13 protein-coding genes and 1 pseudogene are annotated in these 13,502 nt (G+C 57.7%); 2 read left to right on the plus strand and 12 right to left on the minus strand.

Annotated elements, in window-relative coordinates:
- The 3 genes from AC0L18_RS15560 to AC0L18_RS15570 form a co-directional block, all read right to left on the minus strand.
- A partial coding sequence (locus tag AC0L18_RS15560) for a DUF982 domain-containing protein (protein WP_473493160.1) occupies window positions 1-202 on the minus strand: 202 nt, incomplete at its 3' end.
- Between the two features lie 666 nt (window positions 203-868).
- Complete coding sequence (locus AC0L18_RS15565; RefSeq protein WP_473493161.1) at window positions 869-1,186, minus strand: hypothetical protein; 318 nt, start codon at window positions 1,184-1,186, stop codon at window positions 869-871.
- 561 nt (window positions 1,187-1,747) lie between these two features.
- A complete protein-coding gene (locus tag AC0L18_RS15570; protein WP_473493162.1) occupies window positions 1,748-2,113 on the minus strand; it encodes a low affinity iron permease family protein in 366 nt (121 codons plus the stop codon).
- A 190-nt stretch (window positions 2,114-2,303) separates the two neighbouring features.
- Here AC0L18_RS15570 and AC0L18_RS15575 point away from each other — a divergent pair, with 190 nt between their 5' ends.
- Entirely contained in the window at window positions 2,304-2,786 is a 483-nt protein-coding gene (locus AC0L18_RS15575; protein WP_473493163.1) for a pyridoxamine 5'-phosphate oxidase family protein, read from the plus strand.
- 332 nt (window positions 2,787-3,118) lie between these two features.
- Here AC0L18_RS15575 and AC0L18_RS15580 read toward each other — a convergent pair whose 3' ends face one another.
- Both AC0L18_RS15580 and AC0L18_RS15585 read right to left on the minus strand, forming a co-directional pair.
- Window positions 3,119-3,334 (minus strand): hypothetical protein, encoded by a 216-nt coding sequence (locus tag AC0L18_RS15580; RefSeq protein ID WP_473493164.1) that lies wholly within the window; start codon window positions 3,332-3,334, stop codon window positions 3,119-3,121.
- Between the two features lie 131 nt (window positions 3,335-3,465).
- Complete coding sequence (locus AC0L18_RS15585) at window positions 3,466-3,927, minus strand: hypothetical protein (RefSeq protein ID WP_473493165.1); 462 nt, start codon at window positions 3,925-3,927, stop codon at window positions 3,466-3,468.
- A gap of 465 nt (window positions 3,928-4,392) precedes the next feature.
- Between AC0L18_RS15585 and AC0L18_RS15590 the strand changes: the two genes are divergently transcribed.
- Window positions 4,393-5,367, plus strand: a complete 975-nt coding sequence (locus AC0L18_RS15590; RefSeq protein WP_473493166.1) for a Crp/Fnr family transcriptional regulator — start codon at window positions 4,393-4,395, stop codon at window positions 5,365-5,367.
- Between the two features lie 213 nt (window positions 5,368-5,580).
- On the opposite strand, the gene AC0L18_RS15595 is transcribed toward AC0L18_RS15590, so the two are convergent.
- The 7 genes and pseudogenes from AC0L18_RS15595 to AC0L18_RS15625 form a co-directional block, all read right to left on the minus strand.
- Complete coding sequence (locus AC0L18_RS15595; protein WP_473493167.1) at window positions 5,581-5,946, minus strand: response regulator; 366 nt, start codon at window positions 5,944-5,946, stop codon at window positions 5,581-5,583.
- A gap of 106 nt (window positions 5,947-6,052) precedes the next feature.
- Window positions 6,053-8,761: a PAS domain S-box protein gene (locus tag AC0L18_RS15600; protein ID WP_473493168.1), complete on the minus strand. Its 2,709-nt coding sequence runs from the start codon at window positions 8,759-8,761 to the stop codon at window positions 6,053-6,055.
- Window positions 8,762-9,237: 476 nt separating this feature from the next.
- The gene (locus AC0L18_RS15605; protein WP_473493267.1) at window positions 9,238-9,840 is read right to left on the minus strand and encodes a hypothetical protein; all 603 of its coding nucleotides are present in this window, start codon (window positions 9,838-9,840) and stop codon (window positions 9,238-9,240) included.
- A 22-nt stretch (window positions 9,841-9,862) separates the two neighbouring features.
- Entirely contained in the window at window positions 9,863-10,618 is a 756-nt protein-coding gene (locus tag AC0L18_RS15610; RefSeq protein ID WP_473493169.1) for a DUF4142 domain-containing protein, read from the minus strand.
- 485 nt (window positions 10,619-11,103) lie between these two features.
- A pseudogene (locus tag AC0L18_RS15615) lies at window positions 11,104-11,399 on the minus strand (DUF1236 domain-containing protein).
- Window positions 11,400-11,978: 579 nt separating this feature from the next.
- On the minus strand, window positions 11,979-12,272 hold the full coding sequence (locus AC0L18_RS15620; protein ID WP_091591761.1) for a hypothetical protein: 294 nt from the start codon (window positions 12,270-12,272) through the stop codon (window positions 11,979-11,981).
- Between the two features lie 319 nt (window positions 12,273-12,591).
- A complete protein-coding gene (locus tag AC0L18_RS15625) occupies window positions 12,592-13,392 on the minus strand; it encodes an endonuclease/exonuclease/phosphatase family protein (protein WP_473493268.1) in 801 nt (266 codons plus the stop codon).
- Window positions 13,393-13,502: the final 110 nt, after the last annotated feature.

The raw sequence follows: 13,502 nt of genomic DNA on the forward strand, positions 1-13,502 counted from the left end.
AAGCCTTTCGGATCACGTGAGGGTCAATCGGATCGCCCTCCAGTGCTGACAGGCAGAGGGTCCACGCCTTGTGCCAGCGAGGTCCTCTCCGGGTCCACGTCTTGAGCTGCTCAAGGGCTGCCCTCGCATTATTGCAGCCATGCCTGGCACCTGCCGTTTCAGTCTTCACGAACACCGGAGGGACGAACCAAAGGGTCGCCATGATATCTCCTACTCAGGCGAGAGATATACGCTCGCCTCCTTGGCCGCCGCCTCAAAGGCTTCACGGCCCTCTTGGGGCGACACTACGTCAACGCTTGATTGGACCGCTTTCGTCCATCTTGGCCCCTTTGTGTCCCACGCCACAGTTCCTCGGGCGGCTCGCTCGACGGCTGACCCCATGGCGAATGACCGGACGGTCGCCTTCACTTAGACAGGGGGAGAAAACCAGAGAAGATGAGGGGCAAATTAGGGGGTGCTCAGATGTTGGTAGAGGGCGAGGACAACTGGCGCCGTAGATTGGACGGCGACTACTCGCCTGCATCGGAAGTCCCGCCGCACCTTTCGGCACGGGCCTATCAGGTGCGGCCCCAAGGAGTCGGTAAACCGCAATTTAGTATGCGCTTAATTAGTTCCGATTTTAACGAATCGTTGACCGCGCTGTCCCAAAATAGGACGGCGCGGTCACCCCAAGGGCTGCGCAGGCGGCTCCGGCAATTCGCCACCCCGCGCTACTGTCGGAGCCGCTATCACACTCGCCAAAATACCAGCAATGGTTGAATCAACTGTTACCGCACGTGCTTTCCGGTGCGTGTTCCCAGTCGTTAGACTTTGATGGAACGGGGCCTCGCCTCGTCCGGCCCTCCTGCCTTCATGGAAACTCAAGGCGCTATAGAAAATACCTGCCAGCGAGGGCGTACCACGCCAAGCCCAACATTGAGAGCACATACAGAACCAGGAACGGCACCACGGACGGAACCACGGACGGAACCACGGACGGATGGCTGTCGAGGGCGGCGTCAGCTTCTTCCCATTCCTCAACCAGATTGCGATCCCGCCTGGCCTCCTTGACCGCCAAACCGTCCGGCCCAATTTTACCCTCGGTCTCTCTCGAAATTCTTTTCTTGATATCGGCTAGGATCACTGGATCCTCGGGCAGGTTGCCCGGAAACCACTCAGGAAGTTTGTCGCCATCGTTCTTGTCCATGGCGCCAACAATGTTCTCTGCCTCACTTATGTTCCAAGCTTCTAATGTAAATTTTGACCAAGACCCGACCCCAACGGCGCGGGAAGGGAAAGGGCGGCTGTCGGGGAGCGACACAATCAACCGTCAACCAGCCACCCAGACAAGCAGTGCGACGCCGATGGCGTAAGGAACCAGAACAACTGCCACCGCGACCCAAAAAGCCTGGATCTGCCAAAGCGGCCACTTCGCTGAGAAGTTGCTTCATGCCCGCGAAACGCGCACTTGCGCCCCTGGTGTTCCGTGCGAGTAATAAAGTCCGCGCCTCTGGCGGAGAGCGCGGGCCCCGATCGGTGCATCTCCGATCTGCAGCAATCTTGAGAGGGAACCAAGACCATACTGCACGTCCCGAACTTCCGGCCATATGTTCCCCTTGCAGGCTCACCAGTTCGCCAATTCCGGATTTCACTTCGCTGAGAGGCGCGGCTTGAGCCGCAAGAGCTGCGGTCGCTGATCTCAGCTCGGGTCATGCGGCCTTCCGCTTCTGCGCTTCCCGCGGCCAGTGCTTGGCAGCCGCTGGCGTAATTAGGCGCCACGGACTCCCTCGTGCTTAGCTTCTTGATCAGCCGCCGCTGCTTCCAATTCAAGCCGCGCCAAATGGGCTTTGATCTCCTCAGGCTCGGCGTGCTCCAGCCCGACGACATTGTTCCTCGTTTCCTTCAATGCAACGATGATCTCGTCGAGCTTCGCATGGATGGCAGCGGTGTCGCGGTAACCCTGGATCAGTACGACCCCGGTAATCACTATCGCAGCTACAGAAAGCGCATAGGTGATTACGTTTGTTAGCCCAAACGGAACCATCGCAGTGCAGGCTATCATCGCGGCGATCAGCACATAGAAGCCAGGCGGACGGGACAGAAAGTCGGCGATCACAAAGAGAAATCGGTTCATGCGAATCCCCCAACAAACCACGTAATCCCGATTGGGGCTGCATTTCGGGTGCCCGTCAAGGCGCCCTGCTGATGGCCATATTCGTCGTCACGCCATCCTGATCTGCGGCGGGCCAGATTCTGCCTGTTGCCTGCAGAGCGTGGAACCACGGCAGACGCGCGGCGTTTGGCGTTCTCACAGGAGAGAAGTCATGCCCGACAACGATGAGGAATTCAAAAGCAAGTTTTGGGATTCGATCCGTTCCGACATGACGGCAATGATCGGCGTCCCGGGCGTCCACCCTCGACCGATGACAGCGCAGTTCGATGGTGACCGCAACGTTATATACTTCTTCACAGCGAAGGACACCGACTTGGCCGAGGCCGTTGCATCTGCAAAGGAAGCAACACTGGTCTACACCGCCAAGGGACACGACCTGTTCGCCACCGTCGAAGGCACACTGAGGATCGACGATGATCGGGCAGTCATCGACCGATTGTGGAATCGCTTCGTCGCCGCTTGGTTCGAAGGAGGCAAGGAAGATCCAAAACTCTGCTTACTCAGGTTCGATCCTGCGGACGCCGAAATCTGGAAAGATGCATCGAGCATCGTCGCCGGGGTGAAACTTTTCCTTGGGATGGGCGACCCGAAAGCGGACTACAGGGACAGCGTGGCACAGGTTCGCATGAAGTAACCGGGCCTCTAGAACGGGACCTAGGCGAGGAGTGCGCGGCGTTCCTTTTCACTGCCGACCGTGAGCAGCCATTCATGCAGCGCACCATTCGGCAACAGCTTTCACGTGTCTGCGGACAGGGAGTGGTCCGAGGGAGGAGTGAGGATAGTGGTCGAAGTGCCAAACGTCGCTTCCGCACGGTAGCGAGTGGCTGCACCTACACGTTCTAAATCGTCGGGCTCCAACAGGATGTCTTTCTCGGGTAGCTTAGGCGCCCTGTCCGGAGAAAGGCGTGTCGCTCATCCTCGCAGGATGGCAAGGAGCGCCGGGCCACTCGCTGGCAACAATGCCTATCACGACTGACTTAGACGTATCCTGTTTTCAGTGTGGGTAGAAAGACTCCCAGTGAGCGGCGCAATCTCTTCCTCTCCCCAGTTGGCTTTGGTGGCTATGATAGGCAGCATCGGCAGATTTGATTCCTCTGCGGATAACCGTCCCTCTTTGAGCGCCGTAATCTCGTCATCGCGTCTTTCGATGCGGCTTTCCAGATTGGCGATGCGCTCGGTCAAAAGTAGCGCCCGACAAGGAGCCTCCTCCTGCAAAAAGGACGGCGAACGTAGCAAAAGCTATTGGGTTCGCCAGCACCAGAGCCGAGTTGATTTGTAGAAAATCGATTAGGTCCTGCATCCTTCACATCCTTTCAGTTCCTCGGAAGCTTATGAATCTCCAGCCGAACCGGCCCTCCCCGCTCGCAACTCGTGCAGAAAAGTGCCCTTTCGACCGTGCTGAACAGCGCGTCCCTGCCGTAGCGCCTGATGAGGGCCGGCGCCTTTACCACCGCATGGTGCGAGCAGTTTCTGCACCAGGCGCGTAACGTGTGCCATCCGCGGAGATCACCCAGCGATACGTCCAGCCCGGCATGTATACTGCCCTCAACGATGGTCTGCGGCGGCACTGTCGGCTCGCCGGGGGTGATGATCTTTTCCACCACATGCCGGCTGTTGTAGTGGATCAGGAGCATGCCGGGTCGACGCCGGATGGCGGTTTGCCAGGCCGCTTGGCTGACAAATGAGTCCGGCGATCGACAGATGGTCTCGACAAGCGCTTTCTCCTCGCGGTCCCAAACCTCGATCCGGAAATTGTCCTCCGCTGTTGTTGCCATGGCTAGGGTCGCGCCTTATGCCAGCCACGAGAAAAGCCACTCGAGACCGCTGCCCGCGACAAGGCAAGCTCGCGCTCGAGTTCGGCATTCCGGACAAGCACGTTCAGCAGGGCAATCACGGCATCGCCTCCTGCCGCAGCTATGGCCTGCTGGGCAACCAGTTCCAATTCAGAAATAGCTTTCCCGGCTGGCGCGTTTTGGCGCTTTCCCATAGCCCATCCTGCTCTGATGCATCTGAATAAGGAACATATTCCTCGTCAGTCAAGGCGGTCAAGCGTGGCATAATGCTGCGAGAGCTGTGGGGCGATGTTTAACGCCAGGATCGAAAGAAGCAGCAAAACAGCTGCTCGATCTCAACCTGGATGGCCAACTGCAGTTCTATCGGGTGAGTCGGGACGTAAACGCGACCGTCAAAGACGAGAAATCGAACCACAGCCAGCACATGATCGATCCGATAGCACTGCTATGAGCGAAGAACTGATCCGCGTCCCCGTTGTAATGGAGCCCGTCACGCGCCCTGGCATTCAACACCATCGGTGCGAGCATACCGGCTGCGGCAAGAATGCAGGATGGGGATTTGCCAGGCCGAGGCAGACGCCGCACTGGTTCTGTTTCGAACACCGCGGCGAAGGGAGCGGTATCTTTGACGAGGAAAGCAACCGCGATGTATCCTGTGAGATGACTTCAAATCCACTCGTTTCCAAACTTGAGTACGGTACCACGCTGAGCGATGAGGACCGCGCGCGGCTGGAAAAGCTTTGCGAGCACACGGTAGAGGTTTCGGCGCGCAAATCTATCATCGAAGAGGGAGATAAGCCCGACAATGTGCATCTCGTTATGGAAGGTCTGGGCTGCCGCTACACGCTGCTGGAGAACGGCAATCGTTCTATAACGGCGTTGCTGCTTCCGGGAGACTTCTGCAACCTGCATGTCGCTATCCTTGGTCAGATGGATCACGGCATCGCAACGTTGGCGTCGTCTCGCATTGTGAAAATTCCCCGGGCAACGATCGAAGACTTGATCAACAACCCGCGGATCGTGCGAGCTCTATGGTGGTCGACTCTGGTTGACGAGGGAACGATGCGCGCATGGCTGGTCGGCTCGGGCCGCAGGCAGGCCAATCGCCAGATGGCGCATCTTTTTTGCGAATTGCTGGCACGCCTGGAGGCGGTCGGCCTTGCCGACGAAGGAAAATTCGACTTTCCCGTCACGCAGGAGGATCTCGGGGATATACTTGGAGCTTCAACTGTGCACGTGAACAAAACGCTCAAGGCACTGCGGGAGAATGGGCTTGTCCTTTTCGATGGCAAGCGTGTGACGATACCCGATCCGACCAGACTGGCCGAGTTTGCCGAATTCGACCCCTTATATCTACATCTGAGAAAACGCCACACCCAAGAGACCGTCGCGCCTTCGGCGTACTTAGCGGATCGTGCGTGAATCCCACGACTTGAGATGCCCGCGGTCATAGCACCTAGCAAGGTCGAGACGCAGCTCGCGATCGCGCGCGCAATGATCCAGGCCGGCCGGCCGTTTTAGGTGCGTGATAGTCGACTGCAGGGAAAGCCTAGATCACGGCGCAAGAGACGCGCTTCTCTCAGGATCGAGGCACGATCAAGCCCGATCAGCGATGCAATGTCTACGTGCGGCGGATCAGCCTTCTTCGCCGAGCTCCTGAAAGCCCTTTTGAATGGCTTCGATCAGCATCGCTGTCGAGTAGGGTTTCTGAACCCACCCGAGTGGTCTTGCCGCTTCGGCCCGAAGCTTTACGTCGCGGTCAGCGTGCGCGGTCGCAAAGACGCATCGTATACCGTAATCCCGGTATAGTTCCAACGCCGTATCTATTCCGTCCAGCTTGCCAAGCAAGCGGATATCCATCAGGGCAATCGCAGGCCGAGCCGAACGCGCAATTGTGATGGCCTCCTCGGCTGTGCTGGCTATCCCAGCCAGCACGAACCCGGCGTCGCTGAGGCCTGCCTCGACGTCAAGCGCAATCAGGTAGTCGTCTTCGACGATCATTATAGATGGCTTGCCGGAAAATCTCGCTTCTGAACCGATCTCATCTTCTCTGGAGAAGACCAACCGAGGTCTGAAAGTCCCGCTGGAATCCCCCGTTCGGCTCGTCTCAAATATTGCCGTTCTTGACTTCAATGCCGTTCTCCCCCGGGGCCTGAGAAAAAATCACCACGCAGCGAGACGGATCTCGTGCCACTTCCAACGTTCCACGAATCTGTCGCGCCAAACCCTGAACGAGCCGCAAGCCCGACGAGGAATGACGCACGGCACCCAGATCGAAACCTGGACCTTCATCCTCGACCGTCAACACCTGCTTTCGACCATTCTGCCTAATGCCAACCCGAATGGTCGCGCTTGCCTTGGCCGTTGATCCATGTTTGACCGCGTTGATCAAAAGCTCATTGACGATAAGGGCAAGCGGCATCGCGATATCGTTCGGCAATTGGATGGGATCGGCGTTGCAAACTAATTGAATGTCCGCTGGAAACATGAGCTTCGCGGTTTCGCAGATCGCCTTGAGGAACAGCGGTGCGCTGAAATTGGAGGCGTCTGGCGTGTCATACAGTACGCGTTGGGCCGCAGCCATGGTTGCGACCCGTTTGCTTGCCTCCTCCAGCGTCTTGCGGGCTTCGGAATTTTGGCTCTCTCTCGCCGCCACCGAAAGCAAGGACCTCAACATCATCATGTTGTTTTTAACGCGATGGTTGAGTTCGTTGAGCAGGACTCGCTGTTGTGTTTCGGCTTGCTTGCGCTCGCTTACGTCGACAAGCATGTTAATGCCGCCAATGATTTTGCCAGCGGCATCACGCATCGGCGTCGGATAAGGAATGAACGGAATCCGGGTGCCGTCCGGCCGCTCGGCGATCGCCTCAACTCCCCGAACCGGTCGCCCTTCGCGAAGGGAAACAGCCATTGGGCACTGGTCGTGAGGAAGCGGCGTTCCATCAGGCCAATAAAGCTTCCAAGTGACGCACCATTGATCACTGCCGATCACCGGTGTGCGGCCCGCGAGGTGCACCGCGGCTTCATTGAAATATGTGATCTTGCCGTGCTGATCGGTTGTATAGATTGCAGCGGGGATGGCGGCGAGCAAATCCTGAAGGTGGCGTTGACTGTCGCGCACCTTTGCTTCGGCGATTTTTTGCTCAGTTATATCCCGAGCAATTTTGGAAGCACCCACGATACGGCCCGTTGCATCTCGCACCGGCGATATTGTGAGAGAAATATCCACCAGGGACCCGTCCTTGCGGCGCCGGATCGTTTCAAAATGATCGACAAGCTCACCGTTGCGTATGCGACCCAGAATTAAGGGTTCCTCCGCCCGTCGGTCCTGGGGGATGATTATTGTAATGGGCTTGCCTACTACCTCGGAGGCTGAATAGCCGAACAGGCGCTCAGCACCCTGATTCCACGTTAATATGATTCCATTTAAATCCTTGCTGACGATCGCGTCATGGGAAGACTCCACGATCGCCGCCAGCCTTTGAGCGGCATTTTCGCCCTTTATGCGCTCAATGCCGAAACCGAGCTGACGAGCGATGGTTCGGGCCACTTCAATCTGCTCTTCCGAATAATTCTGCGGCTGATCGAAGTAGGCCATGAACTTGCCGAGGAGTCTTCCACCTTCCATAATCGGAACGAAGCAGACCGCGCCTATACCTTCAGCCCGGATTGCCTGTTTTAACTGTTCCGGAAAATCCGCTTTCTCTGCATCGCCGACACAGATGGGCTGCGGATTTTGGCTCTCCGTTGACCAAGGCGAGTGTCCTTCTACCGCTACGCGATAAGTCTCCGATAGGCCGCGCCAGGCCTCAAACCTCATGTGTCCGTTGCTATCTAACAGCAGTATCGAAGCACGCTGGCATTGAAGCGCGCGTTGGATTGCATCGAGCGCCGGCTCATACATGTCCTCTCGCGTGCGTGCATGCTGCAGCATTTCGGTGAATTGATGTATCGCGGCCTGTTGCTCGGCCCGTTTGGCAAGAGCTGCCTCAATCCGCTTGCGCTCGCTGATATCGTGCTGCACCCGTACGGCATAGCGAAACTGCCCGTTGCCGTCGTGAACGCTTGAGGAATTCACAACAGCCCAAACAATTGACCCATTCTTGCAGACAAACCGCTTTTCCATCGTGTAGCTGTCAATTTCGCCAGCCACTTGCCGTCGATACTTCTCGCGATCTGCTTCAACGTCGGCGGGAAAGGTGCGATCGAAAATGGATCGTCCAATCAGCTCTTCCGGTGTGTAGCCCAATAGTTTGCATAGATGGGAATTTACCCGCAACAACTGGCCTTCGGCGTCTGCTTCCACGATTCCTGTGCCAGCGTTCTCATAAGTGATGGCAAGTCGCTGCTCCTGTTCGCGCATCAGCTCTTGCGCCTTGACCTTTTCGGTCACATCGATGGTGATACAACGCGTATTGAGGAAGCGGTCGCCTGCTGCGCGAACGTTGGATGTTATTTCTACCCAGCGGATCGAACCATTTTTGGCGCGCAGCCGTGCGCGGTAGTGTTGAATTTGCTCCCGCCGGGCAAAGCGGTTCAATATGTCTTCGATCGCTTCCGAATCCGCATGAAATTCGCGAATGTTGCGGCCTACATATTCCTCGGCCCTATATCCTAAAGTTTCCAGCTCTGCACGATTGGCGCGCAGAATGGTCCCGTCTTTCCCCACCAAGTGGAGTGCGAGTGCGGCATTCTCGAAGAAATCTTCGAACTCATTGGTGAGGAAGGGATCATCCGAAGCCTGGAATTCGCAGCCCCTCTCGTCCAAGAGCGATCCTGCTTCACCAAGATCATCAGGAAAAAACCCCTGTTTCATGTATTGCCTTACTCCCAAGCGATCAGGAATGTTCGGAGCCAAGAAAAGTTCCCAGAAACTCGGCCTTCGAGTAGTCCCAGGCTGTTGCGAAATGTACAGCTTATCTAGACTCGGGAGCACGACGCCCGAGCAACTCCGGAGAGATTGCGCCTGCGGCAATCGGCCTCCTTATGTTGAGGTGTCCGTCGGCATTGAGGAGCGTGTTTCTTTCGCCGCCGCCCCTCGCGGTCTGCAGGCCGGCGCGCTGGCAAGCAGCTGGCCTCCACCATCGAAGATGACACCGTGGAGGCCATCGCCTGCCGCCTCAATTCCGGAGAGGCAAGTAGGCACCGGATGATCGAGGTCGGCACTGGATTATCGACGGGCTGGCGGAATGCGCCGCGTATCGGCAGACTCTCAGGGGAAATCGTGCGTGGAAGTGATACCACTTAATAACGAACTCAGCCCCGCCAACGACAGTTGGCGGGGCTTCTCGATTAAATTCGGTTGTTGTTCAGGGCGCGGTCACGCTCGATTTCATCGGCAGTATAGTCCTCGGCGGCGGCGTCAAACCCGGTCCAACCGGCCGCCTCATAGTCCCTGCGGCGTTCGGCTAAGTCGACCGATCTGGATTGATTGAGGATTTGCTCGGCGCTCGGCACAAGCTCGTCCGCAACTTTGGCCGTAACCAAAGTCCCGCCACGGCGGACGCCCTCTGCGTAAACATGGGCATCGCTTTCGGGCACGCCGGAATCCGTGAGTGCTCCGATGATCCCTCCGGCAGCACCGCCGACCGCAGCGCCAGCAAGTGCCCCCGCGGCTGTGGCAGCAAGCCATCCCGCCGCGACCACCGGTCCGACGCCTGGAATGGCCATGATGCCCAGCCCTGTCAACAATCCGCCGGTGCCACCTACCACTGCTCCGACTCCCGCGCCACTGGCGGCATCCTCACCGGCCTCGGAGCGATCGTCATCGTACCAATCGTTAGAATTGCTTGCCACGATGCTGATATCGGCAGCCGGGACTCCCGTTGCTTCCAATTCACCGACGGCTTTGGAGGCGTCGTCGTAGTTGTCGAACAGTCCAGTTACTGTTTTCATCTCGGTCTCTCCCTTGAAATGTTCAGTTGCTGCCGGCAATGACGTTGCCTTGGAAGTCGAGCGCCACTGCGGTGTTTTTCCCATCCTTGCTCGCCTGACCGCGCCAGATGCCATGGTCATCCTTGGTGAGCTTGGATACGTTCGAATAACCTGCATCCTGGATGCGACTCTTGGCCTGGTCCTCGGTAAAGCTATTGGCGCCGGGAATAGGAGCGGCGGCATTGGGCGTGTCCGTCGGTTTGACAGCCGGCGTTGTTGAACTCGTTGCCGAGGAAGGGTCGGTGCCGATTGTTGTGGCGATCTTTTCGATCATTTCCTTGTGCATTTTGAGCGTCGGCAGTGTCTCCTCGGCGAACGCTTTAAGCGGAGCGTTGTCGCCGTCTTTCGCATATTCCTCGAACAAGGAAACCGCGTCGGCATGAGCGCTACGCTGCATCTCGACGTAAGACTGATCGAGCGGTGCGTTGCCGTCCTGAAGTTTCTGCAAATCGGTCCGATGGGGGGCGTCCAGATCGGCGGGGATCTGCAGCTTCTGCTCGCCTGCAATCGACTCTAGCTTGGCGTTAGCCGCACCGTGGTCGTCGATCATCTTTTGTGCGAAGTCCTTGACGTTTTGGGCACTTACCTTGTCTTGGGCGACCTTGCTTGAATCAACCTCGAACATCCCGCCGACAGCGGCCTTGGTGACGAAATCCTGCGCTTTTTCCGCCGTGAAGGCGGGCGTTGCGAATGCGATAGCAGTAGCGGTGGCCAAGCAGGCCAAGTAACTCGTTTTCATGAAATCTGTCCTTTTAAGCACGGCTGTGCGATCGCGGACTAACTACGGCACACGGGCTTTGTTCCGACGAAAAAGCGATATAGCGGGAAAGATTGGATCAAGGTGATCGGCATGCCTGCCTGAAAAGCTAGCGCATCTGCAGCCCCTGCTAGGTTTTCTCGCCGTTCCGGGTTGTCTTCGCTTTTGATGCCGGCGCCGCAGGAAGAGCAGCCTTCAGTCGCTGCTCCCGGAGCCGAGCTGTCTTTGCGTCTCGTGCCGTGCGCTCGACCTCGATCAATTCCCGCGCAGCATCTGACGTGCGCTCCTTTCTGTCTTGTTTTTCTTTATCGGTGAAGGTTTGCCTTTCCCGCATTGTTGTCCTCTTCTGACGGAACGGCGCGGTGTTGCCGCCCCGAACGATTGTCGCCCATATCGTGTTCCATCCGGACGACAAAAAAGCCCGCCGCACTTTTCAGCACGGCGGGCTGTGCTCCCAGTCGCTTAGATCATTCGATGACTTTGACGATCTTGCGTGTGCCCGGGTCAACGACAACTGTCCGGCTGTCGACGACAACGGTGCGTTGGTGTTGGGGACTTCATGAAGTTCGACAGTCTCGGGCAGGGTTGAGCCGAGATTGAGCTCCACTCCAGGGATTTTGACTGATGCGAGCGGCTGCTGTTTCACGTATTCCCTAATGACCGTCTCCTGTTCAGGCGCGATGACAACGTCCTGAGCGATAGCGGTGCCGATACCTGCCAGCAGCAGAAATCCCGCGGCGAAAGTGGAAAGATGCATTCTCATAAGTGCCTCCCTGCCGGCAGTTCATTGCGATGGCCAAAACTGCTTTCCACCAGCCGACAACCCTGTCGAGGAATGCAAGGGGCAAGATTGCACGCCGGCTCCGCCGGTCGACCAGGTCCGGCGACTGAAGCATCAGCCGAACACCCCAACTACGAAGGTGATCGCAGATTCGTGGAGAAGGTTGGATTTCAGGTCCTCTCCCTCCGCCATCTGCCGTTGATATATCTAAGTGGGGTAGCTTACGCGATCAGGCTTGACGCTCTGCCCTGCCGCGCGATGCTGAGTACGGCTTGGGGGATCATTTGCTTACCCGCGGTGGGGGGAACATGACTCCTGAGTTCTTTGGGAGTTGGCTGCTCCAAGTAGCCGTGATGCTTTGCGTCGTTGCGGGATCGGCAATGACCATCGTTGCGGTTCGCACTGGATGGAGCTCCATTGGTTTCGTGATGATCGGCTTTGCCAAGGCGAGGCCGATACGAGTACATGCTGTCATCGATGGTCGAGAAGATCCTGACCACGTATCTGCGGGAAAAGGGCTACCTGCCGAAAGGCGCAGCAGAATAGCTATGCTCGTCACCGTCAGCCGGGAGGAGTGTAGAGCGGCTCTCTGCATCGATGAACCAAGCACTGGCCATCGAGCGTCGGCACAAACCCTACCGCCGGGATTTCCGACCAGTCGCACGCATTGCTGTACCGGCGGACGTAGAGGGCATAGGTGTTCGGGCCGGTGGTCAGCACCGCCGAGCCATGGCTCTGGATTAGCGCCTGCGTCTGTTGGCAGGTCATGGCGCGGGTGTCCGGCCTGGCCTGGGCGAGGGTTGTGAAGGCAAGCGTGACCGCTGCCGAGGTCAACGCAATCCGGCGAATGGACATGACGAGACTCCCATGATGAGCCATTTGGTAGACAAACTCGCATGTCGCAGGGCAGCTGTGCAATGGCGGCCTCCAAATCGGAATTTCCGGACTGGAGCAAACCGCCCGCCCCGTGCGAATTGACGGCGTGCCGCTGGAACTCGCAACCAAGGTTTCGATTGCATCAGCTTTAATTCTCAGCCAAGTGGAGCACGCCCCCGAAGGCTCGCCAGGCCCAGCGACCTCCTCCGCAACCAAAGCCGCAGGGCCGCCCCGCTCCGCCAGTCCGGCTAGAGCTTCCCTTTGAACCGATCTCCATTCAAGGGGCTGGGCAGCCACATCACAGGCGAACGAATCCTATAAGCGGCAGATGATCGGAGGCGACCCGCGAAAGCGGCGTGTCATGGGCTTCGACGGATGAGATCATTCCGTGTCGATTTGCCATGATCCGGTCGAGCGACAGCAGCGGCAGACTCGATGGAAAGGTGGGGACGGCCGGTGGCGCGGGACCGAAAGTCGTGTGCAGCGTATTCAGCGCGGAACGGTTTCCGAGTCGCCATTCGTTCAAATCGCCGAGCAGCAGTGTTGGTTTTTCGTCCGGTCTGTTCATGATTTCGAGCACGACACGGGCCTGTTCGGAGCGCGATCGGCGCAGCAAGCCGAGATGGGCGGCGATAATGCGCAGAGTTCGTTTCTCGTCCAGATCGATTTCGGCAACCAGGGCTCCGCGCGGCTCCAACCCCGGGAGCTTTATCTGATGGACATTGCGAACGATGCCCCGCTTGAAAAGCAGAACGTTGCCGTGCCAGCCGTGTCCTTTGCCGTTTCCGGACACCGGCACCGGCACCAGGCCTGTTTCCAATTCGAGACGCAGCAGATCCAGAAGGCCGGCACGATCTCCAAAGCGATTGTCCGCTTCCTGCAACGCAATGACATCCGGGCCGATTTCCCGGATGACGCGAACGATTCGTTCGGGATCGAACTTTCTGTCGACGCCCACGCATTTGTGAACGTTGTAAGATGCGACCAGAGTCCCCGCAGGGCGTGTCCCTTCGGACGGCGCAGCCTTCGCCTTCTGCTTCTTTCTGTCGCGAATGGATTTGAGCACACTTGCAGGAAAGCTCTGTCCAGTTCTTTGCATGAGTCTGCTGCTCGTCCTCACTACCTTCAAGACTTAGCTTTGTCTCACTCAAACAGGATCTGCAATCGCTGCTTCCTGCCCTGACGAGATGCGGCGCTCGAAAGGAGCGA

It is taken from the genome of Mesorhizobium sp. WSM4819 (genome assembly GCF_055811215.1).